A 17,752-nucleotide genomic window follows, 5' to 3' on the forward strand; every position below is an offset into this window, starting at 1 on the left:
GTATATCACAAAGGAAAGCCATGTGCCTCCTGTGGAAATATAACGGAAATCAGTGTTGTTGTCCATACTGAAACAAATGGTGAATTTGATCTTGATATGGCAAAGATTATTGTTTACGGAGATATTAACATTAGCGCACTCTACCTTAGAATCAATGGTGGAAAAGAAGTTACTGTTACAGGCAAGCATCCAAAATCCTTCACGATTTCCGCAGGCACTAACCACATTTTTGCTACAACTGTAACAAAACTGGAGAGAGCCTCAAACAGACTTTCTGACGGTGGCTTTGCAAGTAAATTGACGGCGGCTGTACAGGATAGCACCAACACCACCTTAGGCGGTGAGCTTGAATTTGGCGAAGATGATGTTTTACTTATTGAGGTTAAGCAAAAGGGCCTCAAGACTGTTGTTTATAACAAGCTCGTTTCTGCTGCTGAAGCCAACGATTATGTATATATGGATGAGGTTGTAGAATACGGCACAAAAAAATCAGGACGATGGATTAAATGGTTGATTTTGGTATTGGGCTTCTTTGGGCTTTTGTTGTTCCTTGCTTTTATGTTCGTTTTTATGGCTGAAATGAACGTATAATTAGAAATAATTAACAGGCTTGCGAAGCTCTTGTACAGAGAGATTTGCTTGAGATTAAATAAAGTTTATCAAAAGAGTTATCTCTTGTTTAGAGATAGCTCTTTTCATATATAGCTTGAAAAAATTCATTATAAATGGTATATTAGCCTTATAGATAATTTGGAGTTGCGAAAAGAGGATTTTTAATGGTAAAGTTGTTTGGCTATGCTATGGATATTGGCGAGCAGATGCTGATTTCAGGGGCTGAGGTTCATAGAGTTGAGGAAAGCATAAACCGAATGTGCCACGCATTAGGCGCAGTAAGAGTTGATGTTTTTATCATTACAAGCAGTATGGTTGTTACCATTCATACAGAGGATGGAAATACATATACACAAACACGCAGAGTAACTACTGCAAGCTTTAATTTTGAAAAACTGCATTATTTAAATAATTTATCAAGAGAAATTTGTGAAAATAAGCTTACAGAGCAAGAAATCGAGAAGAAATTAAGCGATGCAAAAAGAAGCAAAAAATTTCCGATTTGGCTTGAGTTTATATGCTATGCGGTAATAGCGGGTGCATTTACGCTGTTTTTCGGCGGAAATATTACAGAGTCTGTGATTTCTCTGTTTGTTGGGGCAGCAGTCAGACTAAGTCTGTTTTTTTCTGAAAAAATAATCTCCAACAAAATATTTGATAAATTTTTTGCCACCGTCATAATTACATTTTTGGCTTTTTTGGCAGTTAAATTCGCTTGGATAAATGATGTGGATAAAGTTATCATAGGTAATATAATGTCACTTATTCCCGGTATTGGTTTGACCAATGCAATACGTGATTTGTTTATCGGAGACAGTATTGCAGGTCTTTTACGTTCTATTGAAGCTGTGCTTACAGCACTTGCAATTGCAGCAGGTTATTTCTTGGTTGCTGTTTTGGGAGGCTTTGTTTTATGACACAAACTGAAATAATTCAAATTTTAGCAGGCTTTGTAGGTACAACAGGCTTTGCAATACTATTTAATATTCGTGGCAAAAGACTGCTCACAGTAGCAATCGGCGCCTTGCTTTCGTGGTTGTTGTTTGTTGTGATAAGTAAATTTGTTACAAATGAGCCAATCGTATATTTTATTGTAGCCTGTGTTATCTCTACATACGCAGAAATAATGGCAAGAGTGTTAAAAACACCGACAACTACCTTTATTACCACCTCGTTAATACCTCTTATCCCCGGCGGCTCGCTTTATTATACAATGGTGCTTGCTTTTCAGGGCAACGTAAATACCTTTTTACCCAAAGCGATATACACTATGCAGCTGGCTTCTGCTTTAGCGTTGGGTATTATTATTTCGACTACGATTGCAAAATTGATTACCGGCAAAAAAAATAAAGTATAATTTTAACGCAATACTTATAATGATTGTAGTTTGTCGAAACGCTGAAAAGCGTTTCAATAAGCCGATTTTATCGGCTTTGTGAAATCAAATTCTATAAAATTTTATTTCACAAGACAATCATTGCAATGGTTATTGTCAAATTTTCTTTGAAAATTTGCTTCCAAATCACTGATTTGGTGTCGAAACAGTATTTCGTATTACTGTTTCGACTAACTATAACAATTATAGGCGGTGATTTAATGAATAAAAGAAAAAAGAGAATGAATACTGTTGGACTTATAATTATTTCAATATTTTTGACTATTTCGTCTTTGATTTTGTTATTGTACGGTTATTTTCTTTTTAATGCATTATTTGGTAAAAAAATAAGTATTGATTCTGAATACGCAATGTATGTTGCTAATGGAGATATTGCTGTTAAAAAATATGATATTGAAGAATGTTCCGCATTGTATTTCTTTGAAGCTGAGTTTTCAAAAGGAAAGAGAACTCTATTTACAAACGAAGTGCCTAATTTGAAAATTATCAATGATACAGAATATTATGTTGAGATAAGCGCAAATAAAGAAATTCACGATGTTATTGATATAAGTTTATCAGACAATGTTCTGATAATTGAATGTAAAGATGATATATATAATCGTGTGCATGAGGACGACACATCATATGATTATAACTATGGGCTATATGTTGATTGCGAAAAATTAGATATAACTGTGCATGCGCCTATTTCTCGTTTTTATACGGATACAAATCTTACTTTGGACTTTGACGCCGCAAAAGCCGACAAGGTTGTGGCTGAATTGGCTTTTGGAGTGGACAAAGGTGTAATTTATAACATTGATGCGAAAAGCTTTAGGCTGATTTGTTCCGGTTCATCAAGAGTGGAATTGATAGGTAATGTAAGTGAAACGGCAGAAATTAAGCTTTGGCACGACTCACGTGTTGACGCTAAAAAGCTAACGGCAAGTGAGTGGGATACAGATGTAAGTCGGGCTATTGGCGGTTTTAGCTATATCAGCCGTGAAAAATGGGGACTGTTTGAATTTGATGTTGAAGGGCCGACGAACATCCTTGAATTTTTTATTTTTGCTTCGTTTATACTTTGGCTTGCTATAGAAATTGACCTGATTAAAAAAAGAAAAAAGCTTTTGCAAGAGCTTTCAATTGAAAATGAAGTCAAATCAAGCGTTCAAGCTGATTAGTATCACAGGAAGAAAGGAGCAGTCTCAAGTGAGGCTGTTCTTTCTTGCTCAGACAAGGGGAGCCGGCAGATTTTTGGCTCTCACGGAGGAAAAAAGGACTATATAGCAGGATAGCATCTGTTTTGTGAAAGCAATAAATTTAGCATATAAAAAATCTTAAAATCCCTATTGACAATCACGTGACCGTGTGATATAATCTAAGTAACCTAATTAGGAAGGTGATATAATGGCTACCAACCTACCAGGAACTACGATCGAAGTTTCGGGAATTGCAAAAGGCTGTTCACGTATTATGTTTGAGGGTATTTTTGCCGCCGGCGGAATTACTCTTTCTCAGGTTTCGGTGATGACAGGTCTTGAACCCTATATGATACAGAATTGGGTTAAACGTGGCTTTGTTTCTTCTCCGGTTAACCGTCAGTATACAAAAAGTCAATTTGCAAGAATAGTGAATATAAATATGTTAAGGGAATCATTACCGCTTGACAGTATTTGTAGCCTGCTGTCATATATCAATGGTGATTTAAAGGACCAAAGCGATGATTTGATTGACGACAGTGAGCTGTATCACAAATATGTAGATATGCTTTCGGACATCAATTCAATAACCATTGATGAAAAAACGGTTATATCTGCAGCGGAGACGGCTGCCGAGGATTACAGCGAGCCTGTACAGGGGGCACGGCAAAGACTTAGTAAAATTTTGCAGGTAATGGCATATGCGCACTTTGCCTCGATTTGTCGCAGTACGGCTGAAAAAAAGCTTTTAAGCTTAGAATAATGCTTTTTACCCAATTTATTCTCGCAAAATAAGGAGGAATTTATATGCTTACTTGGTGGAACTCATTGAGTTTAGTTGCGCAAATTTTTGCCTGTATTGCTGTTCCTGCAACATTAGTTTTGATTGTACAAACGATACTTATGCTAATAGGAATTGGCGCAGAAACAGCAGACGGTGACGGATTTTCGTTGGGAGAAGATATTGCGGATGCAGATACGGATACAGACGGAGTTTTTTCACACGATGTTCCTGACGGTGATATTGACCCCAGCGGCTTAGAGGCTTTACGGTTATTTACAGTAAGAGGAATAATTTCATTTTTGGTTGTATTCGGTTGGGTAGGATACGGAATGGAGAGCGCAGGCGTAAAGCTTTGGATTACGATTCCTGTAGCATTGGTCTGCGGCTTTGCTATGATGAGTATGATTGCTTTGCTGATGCGCTCTGTAATGAAGCTTCGCAACGACGGAAATCTTGATAACCGCAATGCTGTCGGTGTTTCAGGTAAGGTTTATCTTACAGTTCCTGCCAACAGAAAAGGCGAGGGCAAGGTAAATGTTATGCTTCAGGGCTCTTTTGTGGAGCGCGATGCCGTAACCGATGAAAACGAAGATATTCCCACAGGCCGTGAGGTAGTTGTAACAGGTCTTAGCGGGCAGACGGCTTTAGTAGTCAGAAGCAAATAAATTATTTATGGAGGTTTATAAATGGAATCAGGAGTAATTATTTTAGTAAGTGCGATTGTTTTAGTGGTAATGTCCTTTATTATTTGGGCATGCTCAAGGTACAAGAAATGTCCTTCCGATAAGATTATGGTAATCTACGGTTCTATCGGAAAAAACAAGGACGGCACAAACAGAAGCGCAAAATGTATTCACGGCGGCGCAGAGTTTGTAGTGCCTGTATTTCAGTCTTATCAGTTTCTTGATTTGACACCTATTTCAATTCAGGTGGATTTGAAAAACGCTCTTTCAAGACAGAATATCCGAATTGATGTACCTTCCCGTTTTACAGTAGGTATTTCTACCGAGCCCGGTGTTATGCAAAATGCGGCAGAGCGCTTGCTTGGATTACAGCTTTCTGAAATTCAAGAGCTTTCAAAGGATATAATTTTCGGTCAGCTTCGTCTTATTATTGCAACAATGGATATTGAGGAAATTAACACAGACCGTGATAAATTTTTGGCGGCTGTCAGCAGTAATGTTGAAACAGAGCTTAAAAAAATCGGTCTTCGTCTGATAAACGTAAACGTTACCGATATCAGCGACGAATCGGGCTATATTGCGGCTCTCGGTAAAGAGGCAGCGGCAAAGGCTATTAACGATGCTAAAAAGAGTGTTGCTGAGCAGGAAAGAGACGGTTCAATCGGTGAGGCTAATGCTCAGATGGAACAAAGAATTAAGGTTTCCGAAGCTGATTCAATTGCTATCCAGGGTGAAAATGAGGCAAAAATGAAGATAGCGATGTCTGAGGCAGCACTTAAGGAAAAAGAGGCAGAGGCTCAGAAAATTGCCACAACGGCTGAAAAAATCCAGGCGGCAAAGGCGTTGGAGGAGGCTTATGCTGCAGAGCAGGCGGCTGAGGAAGCACGTCGCTCCCGTGAGCAAGCAACCTTGGAAGCAGATATTATCGTTCGAGCAGAAACTAAGAAACGTCAGCTTGAATTAGAGGCAGAGGCAGAAGCAGAGCAAATCCGCCGCAGAGCGAAGGGTGAAGCAGATGCTATTTATGCAAAAATGGAAGCCGAAGCACGAGGCGTTGAAGAAATACTTAAAAAGCAGGCAACAGGCTTTGCGGAAATCGTTAAGTCTGCTAACGGAGATGCCGAAGCGGCTCTCAAGCTTTTGATTGCGGATAAGCTTGAAGATTTAATGCGTGTTCAGGTTGATGCTATTAAGAATATAAAGATTGATAAGGTTACTGTTTGGGATAACGGTCAGAATAAGGACGGAAAAAATACCACCGCCGGCTTTATTTCCGGTATGATGCAGTCAGTTCCGCCTTTAGAGGAGGTTTTCTCTCTGGCAGGAATGCAGCTCCCCGAAATTTTGGGCAAGAAAAAGGCTGATGTTGAAAACACAGCAGCTGTAACAATTGAGCCTGCAGTAAAGAATGAAGAACAGACCGAAACAAAGGCTGAATAGATTTAATGATATAGGTAACGGGGCACTTTCCATAAGGAAGGTGCCCTGATTAAAAGGGGTGCGAAAAATGAAGCTTTGTGATAATTGCGGGGCTCATAATTCCGATGAGCGTATTTTTTGCGTTGACTGTAACGAAATGTTGGGCGATAAGCTATCCTCTTTTGAGGAGCAAAAAATGCGTGCCAAGGTAAGCGGAAAAATTGAAGAAATGTACAACAAAAAAGACCCTCTTTATGTAAGTAAGCTTGATAAAGCTATGGGGGCAGCGGCACTTATAGGGGCTTTATGCACTCTTGTATTTATTATCATAGGTATAATTACTCAGCGAAGCTTTGAGCTTTTGTGGGTTGGAATGATATTTTTCTTATTGGCAAGCATTGAGGCGCTTATCCCTAAGGTTATGTGGGCTATTGAAAAGCTAAGACTGAGCTTTTTTATCAGCGATGCAGATAATGCAGAGCCAAGCGGATTTTACATATTCAGCAGAAAAGCTACTGTTGTAATTTCGGTAGCAGTGGGAATTGTGATACTTACGGTCAATCTTCTCGGGTTCAGACATCCGCCAATCAGGGAATATATTTCTGATATAGCTAACACAAAAAGCGTTTCAATGAGCAGTCACACAAAGGACTATATTGATGCAAATCCTGAAAAATGGCAGAAAATTCTCAGCGAGAAAGACTATGCAGTAAATTTGTTTATCTCTGAGCTTGAAAAAGCGACAAATACAGGGCTTGAAGAACAGCTGATGATACAGGCAATAATGCAAATAACAGGCAAGGATATAGAATACGTAAACAAGGATGATTTCTTATTCAAGTACTATAGTAACGGGATAGAGATAGAATACAGCACGCAAAAGATAGGATAAAGACTAAAAAGGCACAGACCGCAGAAAAGGAAAAAGCAAATAGGTTGAAGCTGATTTTCAAAACTGATATAGGAAAGGAGTTTTTTCTCTTTTCCTATATTTTTTTGTAATGAAAAATTCCGCATAAAAATACGGAATTTAAATAAATTTTTTCTGCTTTCCGCCACACCGTACGCCGACGAGAACGGATTGACGAAATCTGCACTCTTTTTGGACAGTCTATCAGGGTGTCGAAAGGTTTTTCTACACCCTGAAAGGGAGATAGCTTCGAAGCTATCTCCCTTTGTTGATAAGTATGTTTTTAGTTGTGTAGGCTTAAAATGTATTTTTTCAGCCAAAGCAAGTCGCAAATGTCAATTTTACAGTCGTTGTTTGTGTCTGCTGTGTAGTCTGTTTCTGAAGAAAGAAGCGAGTTTTGCAAAGCAATTAAATCAAGGATATTTATTTCTTTATCCCCTGTGATATCACCGCTATAAGCTCCTGCGCTAAATGACGGATAGAGGTCAAGTCCTATAGTCTGAGAATAGATATTTGTATTATTGTTGAGAGAAGCGCATATTTCTCCGCTTGCAAATTGCTCGGGAGTGGTGTTTGAGGTGTCAAAGCAGTTTGTCAGCACTCCTGTACCGTCGCCCACAATAGTTTTAAAGCTTGTGTAACAGTTTGTAAAGGTTGTACCGTCTGCCGCTTCTCCTGCAATACCGCCGCAATCGGTGGGGTTAAGAGTGGAAACTGCGCCGTGAGCATAGCAGTTTATAACTATACTGCGCCAGATTTCGCCGCCTATTATACCTGCACGTATGCCGTTTTCGTTGGCTTGGGTAACGCTTGCGTTTTCAAAGCCTAAGTTTTTAATTGTGGAAAAATCCGCTCTGCCGAAAAAGCCTGCTTCCTTAAGACCTGTTTCAAAAACAGTCATATTCCGTATAACGTGATAATTTCCGTCAAAAACACCCTTGTAGCTTACCCTATAATCATCTACATATATTCCTATAGGTGTCCATAAACAGCCTGCCAAATCAATGTCGGCTTTAAGGATAGCGTTAATTGTGTTAGTGCCTGAGTTTACTGTATTGGCAAACCAGAAAAGCTGACCTGCATTTTCAATTTCATAATAGAGCGAAGAATTGTAATAGGGAGCTTCCCAACCGCCGCAGGCAGTACAAAAGCCGTTTTCGTATTGCTGATGCAGACAAATTGAGGGATAGTCTGTGCCGATTTTTTGTGTCCAATAGGGCTTTTGATTGTTGGCATTTAAATACATTACAGCCTTACCGTTGGCAAATTGCTCGGCTGTCAGCTGTTTTGCACTGTAATAGCCGCCTAAAGCATTGAGATAATAGCAGTTAACAACGCTTACCGTTGCAGAATTTCTGCGTACAAAGGTATTTGAATTGCTTGTGCCGACAGTAAAGCTTGCCGCTACATATGAATTTTTAATATTAACCTTAGCCTTATCTGCCGCCCAGCCTACAAAGCCGCCGCAGGAATGAGTCTTTGTTGAGCCTAAGGAGCCGACAAAAGCACAGTTGTCAAAGCTTACGGTGGCATTGTCCATAACAATTCCCACCAAGCCGCCGTGTGTACCGTCACCCGATACACTTGAATTTATACTTGCCGAAACAATACAGTTTTCTATATTTACAGCGGCTCTCTCATTAATCATACTGATTATACCGCCCGAAAACTGTCCTGTTGTTGAGATGCTTCCTGCTATTGTCAGATTTTTAATTGTACAGCTTAATGTATGGGGGAAAAGAGCCGTATTACTGCCGCCGCTTAAATTAACTGTTATTTTGTGTCCGTTGCCGTCAAAAATTCCCGCATAATAATCAATTACCGCATTTGGATAATCAGATATATCAATGTCATTTTTCAAAAGTGCATTTATTTCCCAATATCCCGAACAAACCATATCTGCAAAGAATAAAAGCTGTCCCGCATTTTCAATTTCGTAAAAATTATCGCTGTTTAAAGCAGCAGGCTCATATCCGCCGCAGGTTAGACAAAAACCGTCTATACTGTATCCTACAGAATGGTCGCAATAGATAGTAAAGAGAAGCTCAAGTGTTCCCTCATATTTTCCGATACCTGTAACAACAGCGGTAGCCATACCTATTTTGTCGTTGTCTATATATGTAACGGTGTAATCTCTGTCCTTTACCAATTTTTCATTGTAGTGCTCATATGTAAGAGATACCTCGGGCTCGTAGCTCTCTCCCTTTGAAAAGGCATAGCTCGGAAGCTCATCAACTGTAGAGCAGGTAATGTTTCTTTTAAAAACAACTACCGTTTCAGCCTTAGAAACACCCCCGTAGGAAAAGGTGACAAGCTGTTCTCCCAAAACAGAAGCGTCAAAATCTGAAACAGTATAGTAAGGAGCAGCTTCGCTTGTACCGTTATCATAGATTACCGAAAGAGCAAAATCGTAAATAAGCTCGGGAACATCTAAATAAAGGTCTGCATAATAAACTATTTTGAGGTCTACAATAAATTTTTGTGTAAGCTTTTGTTCAGCCGCTTGAAGTGCCGCTATATGCTCATTGACAGTTTGCACGCTTATGTCGTTTTTCAGTGCCTCCTGTGCATCAAAAATTGCATTTCGCAAGTCATCAAAGCTTTGTGCCGAATAGTCTTCATAGGTATATCCCTGCACCTTTTCAATCATTTCCTTAAGTGCAAAATAATTTTCGTTTCTCACAAATTCGGCACTGACGGTTACAGGCTCGTCAGGCATAATAAAGCTTGAATTTTCTATTTTTGTACCGTTGACACATAAGCTGTCAGCCTTATAAACATAACCGTTATCCTCTATAAGACTAACATTTACAACCGAGTCAATCTCGGCACTTGAAGGAACATATATTGTTCCTCCCAAGGCATTTACGGTAATGGAATGTGCACGTTTTTTGAAAACGGCTGTCAGCGTTTCATCTTTTTTTGCTACAAAGGTATATTCTTTATTTTGCGAAACAACCGTACCTGCAGAATTTTTCCAATGTACAAACTCATATTTAAAATTGGAATTTGCTGTTACTGTATGGGTTGCACCGCCTGCTGTTTCTATTTTATCTGTTGAAACAGTGCCGTGGCTTGAGTCGGAGGTGTTAACTGAAATTGTACAGGGCAAGCCAACCAATGGAGCTGTGTCCTTATTGTCCTTTGTGCCGTCTCCGTCATAGTCGGGGAAGGTACAGGTGCCTGTTGTTGTAAAGCTGTTTCCGTTATGGTTAAAAAGCTCCTTTACGGTAATCGTGGTAAAGCTTGCACCGTCAGCAGAGGAATTTTCTATTATAAGCTTATCGAAATCTATATAGTTAAAGGTCTGCTGCTGTGTGCCTGTCAGCACAAGTGTGCCTACTGCCTCACGGCCGTTATGCCAAGCCGATGTAATATCGCCGCCTATATATATTGTGGATTTATTAAGAGTAACACTTGAACCGTTTGAACCCCAGGAGAGATTGCCTCCCAAATATAAGGTAGCCTCGGGTGAATTATAAAAGGAACATCTGTAGCCTGCGTGAAGACTTCCCGAAACCCGCATAATATTATAATTTGCGACAGATACTCCTGCATTTCTGCTTGAAGCTGATACAGAGCCGTTTAAGGTGAGGTCTCCGTGATTAGCAAAGGAGGGGCCGCCATTCCAATCACCGTTAAGTATAAGAGAGCCGTTTATTTTTAATGTTTCATTCTCGGGAACAGTAACCCTTGCGCCTTCTGCAAGAGAGAGGTCTCCGTCATAGCCGTCAAAGGTAACATAAAAGGTGTCGGGCTCTATATTGTCAGAGCTTCCTCTGAGATAAAAAACATAGTCATATTTGTTGGAGTTATTTACAGATAGAGTGCCGTAGGTGTATTTAATAAGCTCGTCTGCAGGGGCGCTTTTAACTGCCGCAACAGCTTGATTGAGAATTGATGCACAGACGTCCTTTTGATAAAAGTTTCTTTTAAGTGTTGCAAGGCTGTCCCTGTTTGTGTCAAGCACAATTTTCTCCGAAGCATCTGTTGCCGCATCTACAGCACAGGTTAACCCCTTTAATAAATTGAGATATTTCGAAACCTCGCTAAGCTTAAATCTTGAAGAGAAAACATAGCTTTGATTTTTTACTGCCTTATATAAATCCTCTACATAGGCTTTTAAAGCAACCTGAGTCAGCAAATCATCAATATTTACAGTTTGAGGTCTTAAAATATCGAAGGTAACAAAGGAAACTACCTCCATAACAGCCAATGCAAGAGTAAGCGTTCCGTTGGGTGTGGGTACGCTTTTCATAGCAAGCTTTTCGGCAAGGTCATAAAATACGCCTTGAACAAAATAGTTATATATAAAATAATTGGAAAATTTGCTTTTTAACTCGCTGTAAAGCCTTGACATACCGTCTCTGAGCATAGAGCCTGACGGTGCAGCTGTATAAATATCCTCAACTATTTCTATTCGCACATTTTCAAGGGCAAGGCTTGCGGAATATATTGTAATTGCATCAATAAAGCTTGCAATATACTCTGTTGCACCAACTAAATCCCCAAGCTTTTCCATAAGCATATCGTTGGTGATTTCAACCTCGGAAAGATTTAGCTTGCTCAAAAGCCTAGCGTCATTAAGCTTTGCTAAAGCACCCTCTAAAAGCTGTGCTGTTTTTTCACTTTCTGTGCTGTCGGGATTTAATTCAAGACCTAATTTTTCTATCTCCTCGATAACACCTAAAAGAGTGGATAAATATTTAGCGTATTTATTGTTGTTTTCCATAAACTCGCTGCCCTTAAAGCCGCTTACCAAATGCTGTGCAAAAATTCTGTTTGCACTGTCAAGCATATTGTTATAGGTATAGTCGGTAAAGCCTAAGCCGTCACAAATATTTTTACAAATCTGCGCAGGGCTTGCGGCGGTGTCAATAAGCTCCTTGCCGTAGGACCAGCTGTATTCACCGCTGTTATAGAAATCTATAAAAATTTTATCAAAGGTGCCCGAAACGCCCTCGTAATATTGGTCTAAGAGATTTGAATTTTCAAGATAATAGGAATATCCGAAAAACAAATCGGAGTAATGAACATCACGCTCCTCCTCCTGTGCAAAAGCAGGCACCGTCAAGGTGCTGAGCAACAGTGTAATACAAAGAATTACCGATATTGATTTTTTTAATATGCTCATAAAAAATCCTCCTGTAATCTAAAGCGATAAAAGCTCTATAATCTCGTCCTTGCTCAGCTTTGCAAGGGATATATCTCCGTCCTTCACTATGCTGTCGGCAAGGGCCGCTTTGTTTTGCTGCATTTTGAGTATTTTTTCTTCGATTGTGCCTTTGGCAATAAGCTTGTAGACCTGAACGCTTTTTTTCTGTCCCAAGCGGTAGCTTCTGTCGGTAGCCTGATTTTGCACCGATAAATTCCACCAAGGGTCATAGTGAATTACTGTGTCTGCACCTGTCAGATTAAGACCCACGCCCCCTGCCTTAAGGGAAATTAAAAAGACGGGAGTACTGTCAGCATTAAAGCGGTTTACAAGACCTAAACGCTCGTCTGCCTTGGTTTCACCTGTTATTTTATAATAGGAAATTCCTCGGCTGACAAGCTCTTTTTGAATTATTTCAAGCATAGAGGTAAACTGAGAAAAGAGCAAAAGCTTATGCTTTGATGCAATACATTCCTCGATAAGCTCTAAGCAGGCTTCCAATTTTGCGCTTTGCTCGGTGTAGTTTTCATACACCAAGGACGGATCACAGCAAAGCTGTCGCAGACGGGTAAGAAGTGCCAAAATCTGCAGCTTATCCGAGCTGTCAAGCTGACCTGAAATTTTTGTTTTTGCGGCAGTTACATTGGCAACATATAATCTTTCCTGTTCCTCTGACAGTGCCGAGTAAATTACTGTTTCTGTTTTTTCGGGAAGCTCAGTCAAAACATCCTTTTTCAAGCGACGCAATATAAATGCGCTTACAAGCCTTTGAAGAGTTTCTGTCGCCTGCTTATTGCCTTCACGAACTATGGGAATTTCAAATCTTGTTTTAAAACGGGAATAGCTGTAAAGATAGCCGGGCATAAGAAAATCAAAAATAGACCAAAGCTCAGCAAGACAGTTTTCAATAGGTGTACCTGTAAGAGCAAGACGGTGTACGCTTTTTATAAGCTTTACAGCCTTTGAATTCTGAGTTGAATGGTTTTTAATATATTGAGCCTCGTCTATTATTTCAAAGAAAAAGCTCTTTTGACAGTAAAATTCGATATCTCTTTTTAAAAGCTCGTAGGAGGTAACGAAAATATCGGCTCTGCTTTGTAAAAGAATTTGCTTTCGTTCTTCTGCATTACCTGTTACGGCGCAAGCTTTAAGTCGGGGCGTGAATTTTTCAACCTCACTTACCCAGTTAAGCACTAAGGAAGAGGGGCAGATAACCAATGACGGCTTTGTATTTCCGCTATCTTTAAAGCTTAATAAAAGAGATAGCACCTGCAAGGTTTTTCCAAGACCCATATCGTCTGCAAGAATACCCGAAAAGCCGTAATCATAAAGAGTTTTAAGCCACATAAAGCCTGTCTTCTGATACTCTCTCAAAATGTTCTCTAAGCTTTGGGGAATTTGAGGCTGAGAAAAATTTACATTTTTGATACGTTCAACAAAATTTTTAAAATCGGTATTTGAAGAGTAGGAAACAAGCTTGCTTTTTTCTATAACGGAATCAAGATAAATTGCTCTGTGTGAGGGTATCTCAATTATACCCGAAAGAAGATTTCTCGGGCTTAAATCAAGACCCTGCATAAGCTCATAAAGCTCTGCAACAGGCGAGCTTTCAAGATTTAAAAACGAGCCGTTTTTAAGACGTACAAACTTCTTTTTTCTTTTATACGTTTCTATTGCGTCAATAACATCGGTGGGGCTTAATGAGCCGTAATCTATATCAAGAGAGATAAGATTGCTCTGAAGGCGCACACCTATACTCATTCCTGTAGCACGCACGGGTTTTATCCCTGCAATTTCCTGCGAAACAAAAACCTGAGCAAAACGGGACAGCCTAAGGGCGCCGTAGGATAAAAAGTCAAACATTTTGTCTTCGTCTTTGCAAAGAAAGATGTTTTTTGTTTCGTCATATTCGGTAAAAAACTCTTTTATACAGGCTTCGCACACTTTTTCTTTTTCAATATCCAACGAGCTTTTAAAGCTTTTGTTTACTATGTCGGTGTGCATTTTGTCCCCGTAATGAAACTCAAGCCTTGCAAAAAATTCAAAGCTGTCAAGACGGTCTATATACGCCTTGCATACAAGGGAGGAGAGAGCTTTGAAATCAAGCTCCTGAGGAATTTCGGGAATATTTATAAATTCGGAGACCTTTGAAAGAACACAGGAGCAAAACTCTTCAAAATCATTTTTTTGCAAAACAAAAGAGTATGAACCCGATGCCGAAATTTCATAAAGAAGCTCTCCTGCAGCAGCGGTAAACTCGCTGTCGCAGACATATATTTTTTTATCAATAAAAATATAACAGCTGTTAACACCCATAAATGCTTTGAAATGGGGCGAAAAGGTGAGCCTGAAGCTGTCCTCTCTCAGCTTTGAAAACTCAAGATTTATCTGAGGATTTTCATATATAACCTCAGCCTTGAAGCGCTCTGAGTCAATAACCTCAACGGCATTATCTATGCAGCTTTCAAAAAAGCTGTCAAGTGTGTAGCGGTTAAGACGCAGATGCTTTTTATCGGTGCTTCTGCGGTAATAGCTGTAGGTGTCAACACTTTGAGGTAACTGCTTCATAAGAAAGCTCAAGGTCGGCAAGCTGTCAGCTTCAAAGCTGTCGGGGCTGTGGTAAAGCTCGTCTTTTCCGTAAGAGGCTAAAGCGTTGTTTTCCATATTCAGCTTAAATTCAGACAGATTGTTGAGAACATAAAGCCGATTTACACCTATTTTAAAGGAGAGAGAAAGAGAGCTGTCGTTTTCAAAATTGATAACAGGCAAAAGCTTTGCCTTTTGCCCTGTCATAAGAAGCTTTGCATCGTTTTGCGCCTTTTTGGTGTATTTCCTTATGGCAGAAAGCAAAACGGGTGATGTGCTCTTTGGCAAAAAAGCTTCTTGTGTATTGTTTTTATCCGACACAGCATATCCCTCCTTGAAATATTAAGTAATATATTATACCATAAAAAAATTGATTTGAAAAGAGAAAAATATCACTTTATAAATTGACTTTAAAGGTCAAATGTGGTAAATTTAAAAAAGAAAGGAAGGTCTTTTTATGAGAGGAATACTCAGCGGAATGGTTATGCAGCGCAACGAGAATAATGTTTGCGAAATTTATATTAAAGAAAAGATAAAAAGCGCAACTTATACAGGCGCATCAGCAGGCGAGCTTAAGGTTGAAGAAACCCAAAAAGGCACACGCTTGACAGGTATGGCTGTGGGCGGTCCGTATACTGTAAATATAGACGGCGAAATTTTTGAAGATATCTACGTGGGAGACCTGTGGATGCTTGCAGGTCAGTCCAATATGGAAGGCTGCGGAGAGATAACAAAAGAGGATATTGAAGCTCCCGTTGATGAAGAGATAAGAGCTTATTATATGCAGGGGGAATGGGGAGCTGCAAAGCATCCTCTTTGCGATTTGGCAAAAACCCCTTATAAAGCACATAAAAAACTTCTTCCCGAGGGATTTGTCAAGGGAACCGGAAATGTAGGTCCGGGACTTTCCTTTGCTCAGGAAATGAAAAAATATTCGGGCGGTGTACCTCAGGGCGTAATCAATGCGGCGCACGGCGGAACAAGCACAACCCAATGGAGCCCCGATATTAAAAACGAAGGTACAGACGGTAGCCTTTATGCCGCTATGGTAGAAAGATTTGAGCTTAACGGCTCCAATGTGAGAGGAATGTTCTGGTATCAGGGCTGTTCGGATACATTACCTGAGGACAGCGTAAAATTCACCGAAAGAACTCTTAAAATTTTTGAAGAAGCAAGAAAGGATTTCGGCAAGGATATCCCAATTGTTCAGGTGCAGATAGGCCCTGTATATTTTTGCGTTGAAGAAAGCAGAACTGACAGCTGGAGCAGTGTAAAAATGCAGCAGTATGATTTGAATGAGAAGATTTCGGGTATTGATACAATTACAGCAATTGACAAAGAGCTCTCTGACTGTATTCATCTTACAAGTAAGTCGCAGGCACAGGTGGGTAAGGATGCGGCAGAGAGTATGGCGCACTTGCTATGGCCCGAGAAAAAAGATATTTTAGCGGCGCCGAGAGTTAAAAAAGTGTGGGTAGAAAGCGTTGATGCGTGGCGCAATCGTATTTTGGTAGAGCTTGAAAATCTTCACGGCTCACTTACAAGCAAGGGACGTCCTTGGGGCTTTGCTTTAAGCTCTTCTCCCGACACAGTAAATGAGGATTCAATACATAGAGTGTCCCTTGAGGGAAACAAGGCAGTTATATATACCCAAAGAACAATTCCTGAGCTTAAAGAGAGATATCTCTATTACGGTTGGGGCAGAAGCCCTTACTGCAACATCACAGACGAAAAAGGCCGTGCAATTTGCGCTTTTGGACCGGTTAAATTAGGAGAATAGCTATGGACTATATAAATTATTATAAATTCAACGATAAAGCAGAAAAACCCCTTGAAAGAATAGTTGAGGATGGCGGCTTTTGTAAAATTTTCAGAACAATCGGCTGTGTGGGTGACAGCCTTTCCTCAGGAGAATTTGAGTCCTTGGACGAGCAGGGAAACATAGGCTATCACGATTTGTACGAATATTCCTGGGGACAGTTTCTTGCAAGGGACTGTGGCTGTAAGGTCTTTAATTTTTCAAGAGGCGGAATGACGGCAAAGGAATATATGCAGTCCTTTGCGCAGGATAACGGCTTCTGGGATGACGACAAGGTTTGCCAAGCCTATATAATCGCCTTAGGCGTAAATGACATATTGAATATGAAGCAAGAAATAGGAAGCGTTTCTGACATAGATTTAAAGGACTATAACAACAATAAGGACACCTTTGCAGGCTGGTATTCAAGAATAATTCAGCGCTTAAAGGAAAAACAGCCCAAGGCAAGATTTTTCCTTGTAACTATGCCTCAAAATGAAAACGGCCCCGTATCAAAGGAGCATACTGAGCTGTTATATGAGCTGTCAAAGCTTTTTGAATATACATACGTTATAGATTTAGATAAATATGCTCCCGTCTATGACGAACAATTCAGAAAAATATTCTATTTAAGCGGTCATTTAAACGCCGCAGGCTACGTCTTTACAGCAAAAATTATGGAAAGCTACATCGATTACATAATAAGACACAATATGGACGATTTTTGCCAAATCGGCTTCGTAGGCACAGAATACCACAACGTAAAATATAAATGGTAAAATTCCCCAAACCGCAAAAAAATAACGCATTGAATTAAAAATGCGTTATTTTTTCTTTCGCTAAACACCTTGACTGATAAAAAAAGATTTGATATAATACAAAAAGGTGTGATAAGGTGAAAAGTAAGATTTATCCGAAAAAATAAGCTCACCCTCGGTTTGCTTGCCGTGTAAAAATCAAAGCGTTGCGGATTAAGCGAAATGCTCCGCCTCGGCAGTCCTCGCCGTGTAAAAATAGAGGAACCTCCTACTTCTTACCTCTTACCTATTACTTATTACTTTAAGACGCGGGTATGGCGGAATTGGCAGACGCGTATGGTTCAGGTTTTTACACCATTTTTGACGAGTTCCCGATATGCCGAAATATCCCGAAAAGACTGGCATTCTCAGCAGAAAAGCGGTGTGCGGTTGGCACGTAAGATTCAGGTATTCATTCTAAGAGTGAA

General features: G+C 39.8%; 11 protein-coding genes. 9 read left to right on the plus strand and 2 right to left on the minus strand.

Annotation, left to right across the window (positions count from 1 at the left end; genetic code table 11):
• Window positions 1-776 precede the first annotated feature (776 nt).
• From E7480_07525 to E7480_07555, 7 genes are all read left to right on the plus strand, one after another.
• The gene (locus E7480_07525; GenBank protein MBE6904441.1) at window positions 777-1,529 is read left to right on the plus strand and encodes a threonine/serine exporter family protein; all 753 of its coding nucleotides are present in this window, start codon (window positions 777-779) and stop codon (window positions 1,527-1,529) included.
• Window positions 1,526-1,969 carry a threonine/serine exporter gene (locus E7480_07530; GenBank protein MBE6904442.1) on the plus strand — a complete coding sequence of 148 codons (444 nt, stop codon included), beginning with the start codon at window positions 1,526-1,528 and terminating at the stop codon, window positions 1,967-1,969. Before E7480_07525 ends, E7480_07530 begins: the two co-directional genes overlap by 4 nt.
• 239 nt (window positions 1,970-2,208) lie before the next feature.
• Window positions 2,209-3,174, plus strand: a complete 966-nt coding sequence (locus E7480_07535) for a hypothetical protein (GenBank protein ID MBE6904443.1) — start codon at window positions 2,209-2,211, stop codon at window positions 3,172-3,174.
• A 226-nt stretch (window positions 3,175-3,400) separates the two neighbouring features.
• Window positions 3,401-3,955, plus strand: coding sequence for a DUF1836 domain-containing protein (locus E7480_07540; GenBank protein ID MBE6904444.1), 555 nt, complete (start codon window positions 3,401-3,403; stop codon window positions 3,953-3,955).
• A gap of 44 nt (window positions 3,956-3,999) precedes the next feature.
• Entirely contained in the window at window positions 4,000-4,641 is a 642-nt protein-coding gene (locus E7480_07545) for an NfeD-like protein (GenBank protein MBE6904445.1), read from the plus strand.
• Between the two features lie 21 nt (window positions 4,642-4,662).
• Window positions 4,663-6,099 carry a flotillin family protein gene (locus E7480_07550; GenBank protein ID MBE6904446.1) on the plus strand — a complete coding sequence of 479 codons (1,437 nt, stop codon included), beginning with the start codon at window positions 4,663-4,665 and terminating at the stop codon, window positions 6,097-6,099.
• Between the two features lie 67 nt (window positions 6,100-6,166).
• Window positions 6,167-6,970: a hypothetical protein gene (locus E7480_07555; GenBank protein MBE6904447.1), complete on the plus strand. Its 804-nt coding sequence runs from the start codon at window positions 6,167-6,169 to the stop codon at window positions 6,968-6,970.
• 301 nt (window positions 6,971-7,271) lie between these two features.
• Here the strand turns inward: E7480_07555 and E7480_07560 are convergent, their stop codons facing one another.
• Window positions 7,272-12,122: a hypothetical protein gene (locus tag E7480_07560; protein MBE6904448.1), complete on the minus strand. Its 4,851-nt coding sequence runs from the start codon at window positions 12,120-12,122 to the stop codon at window positions 7,272-7,274.
• Window positions 12,123-12,140: 18 nt separating this feature from the next.
• Window positions 12,141-15,050: a hypothetical protein gene (locus E7480_07565; protein MBE6904449.1), complete on the minus strand. Its 2,910-nt coding sequence runs from the start codon at window positions 15,048-15,050 to the stop codon at window positions 12,141-12,143.
• A gap of 136 nt (window positions 15,051-15,186) precedes the next feature.
• On the opposite strand from E7480_07565, the gene E7480_07570 reads away from it, so the two are divergent.
• Window positions 15,187-16,509, plus strand: a complete 1,323-nt coding sequence (locus E7480_07570) for a sialate O-acetylesterase (GenBank protein ID MBE6904450.1) — start codon at window positions 15,187-15,189, stop codon at window positions 16,507-16,509.
• A gap of 2 nt (window positions 16,510-16,511) precedes the next feature.
• Window positions 16,512-17,306 carry an SGNH/GDSL hydrolase family protein gene (locus E7480_07575; protein ID MBE6904451.1) on the plus strand — a complete coding sequence of 265 codons (795 nt, stop codon included), beginning with the start codon at window positions 16,512-16,514 and terminating at the stop codon, window positions 17,304-17,306.
• Window positions 17,307-17,752 lie beyond the last annotated feature (446 nt).

Source organism: Oscillospiraceae bacterium (assembly GCA_015067255.1).
Lineage (GTDB): Bacteria > Bacillota > Clostridia > Oscillospirales > SIG519 > SIG519.

What these genes read in the sequence shown, in the direction of transcription:
- E7480_07570 (MBE6904450.1), top strand. Translation starts at nt 15,187, where the DNA reads ATGAGAGGAATACTCAGCGGAATGGTTATGCAGCGCAACGAGAATAAT.
- E7480_07540 (MBE6904444.1), top strand. Translation starts at nt 3,401, where the DNA reads ATGGCTACCAACCTACCAGGAACTACGATCGAAGTTTCGGGAATTGCA.
- E7480_07560 (MBE6904448.1), bottom strand. Translation starts at nt 12,122, where the DNA reads ATGAGCATATTAAAAAAATCAATATCGGTAATTCTTTGTATTACACTG.
- E7480_07525 (MBE6904441.1), top strand. Translation starts at nt 777, where the DNA reads ATGGTAAAGTTGTTTGGCTATGCTATGGATATTGGCGAGCAGATGCTG.
- E7480_07535 (MBE6904443.1), top strand. Translation starts at nt 2,209, where the DNA reads ATGAATAAAAGAAAAAAGAGAATGAATACTGTTGGACTTATAATTATT.
- E7480_07530 (MBE6904442.1), top strand. Translation starts at nt 1,526, where the DNA reads ATGACACAAACTGAAATAATTCAAATTTTAGCAGGCTTTGTAGGTACA.
- E7480_07550 (MBE6904446.1), top strand. Translation starts at nt 4,663, where the DNA reads ATGGAATCAGGAGTAATTATTTTAGTAAGTGCGATTGTTTTAGTGGTA.
- E7480_07555 (MBE6904447.1), top strand. Translation starts at nt 6,167, where the DNA reads ATGAAGCTTTGTGATAATTGCGGGGCTCATAATTCCGATGAGCGTATT.
- E7480_07575 (MBE6904451.1), top strand. Translation starts at nt 16,512, where the DNA reads ATGGACTATATAAATTATTATAAATTCAACGATAAAGCAGAAAAACCC.
- E7480_07545 (MBE6904445.1), top strand. Translation starts at nt 4,000, where the DNA reads ATGCTTACTTGGTGGAACTCATTGAGTTTAGTTGCGCAAATTTTTGCC.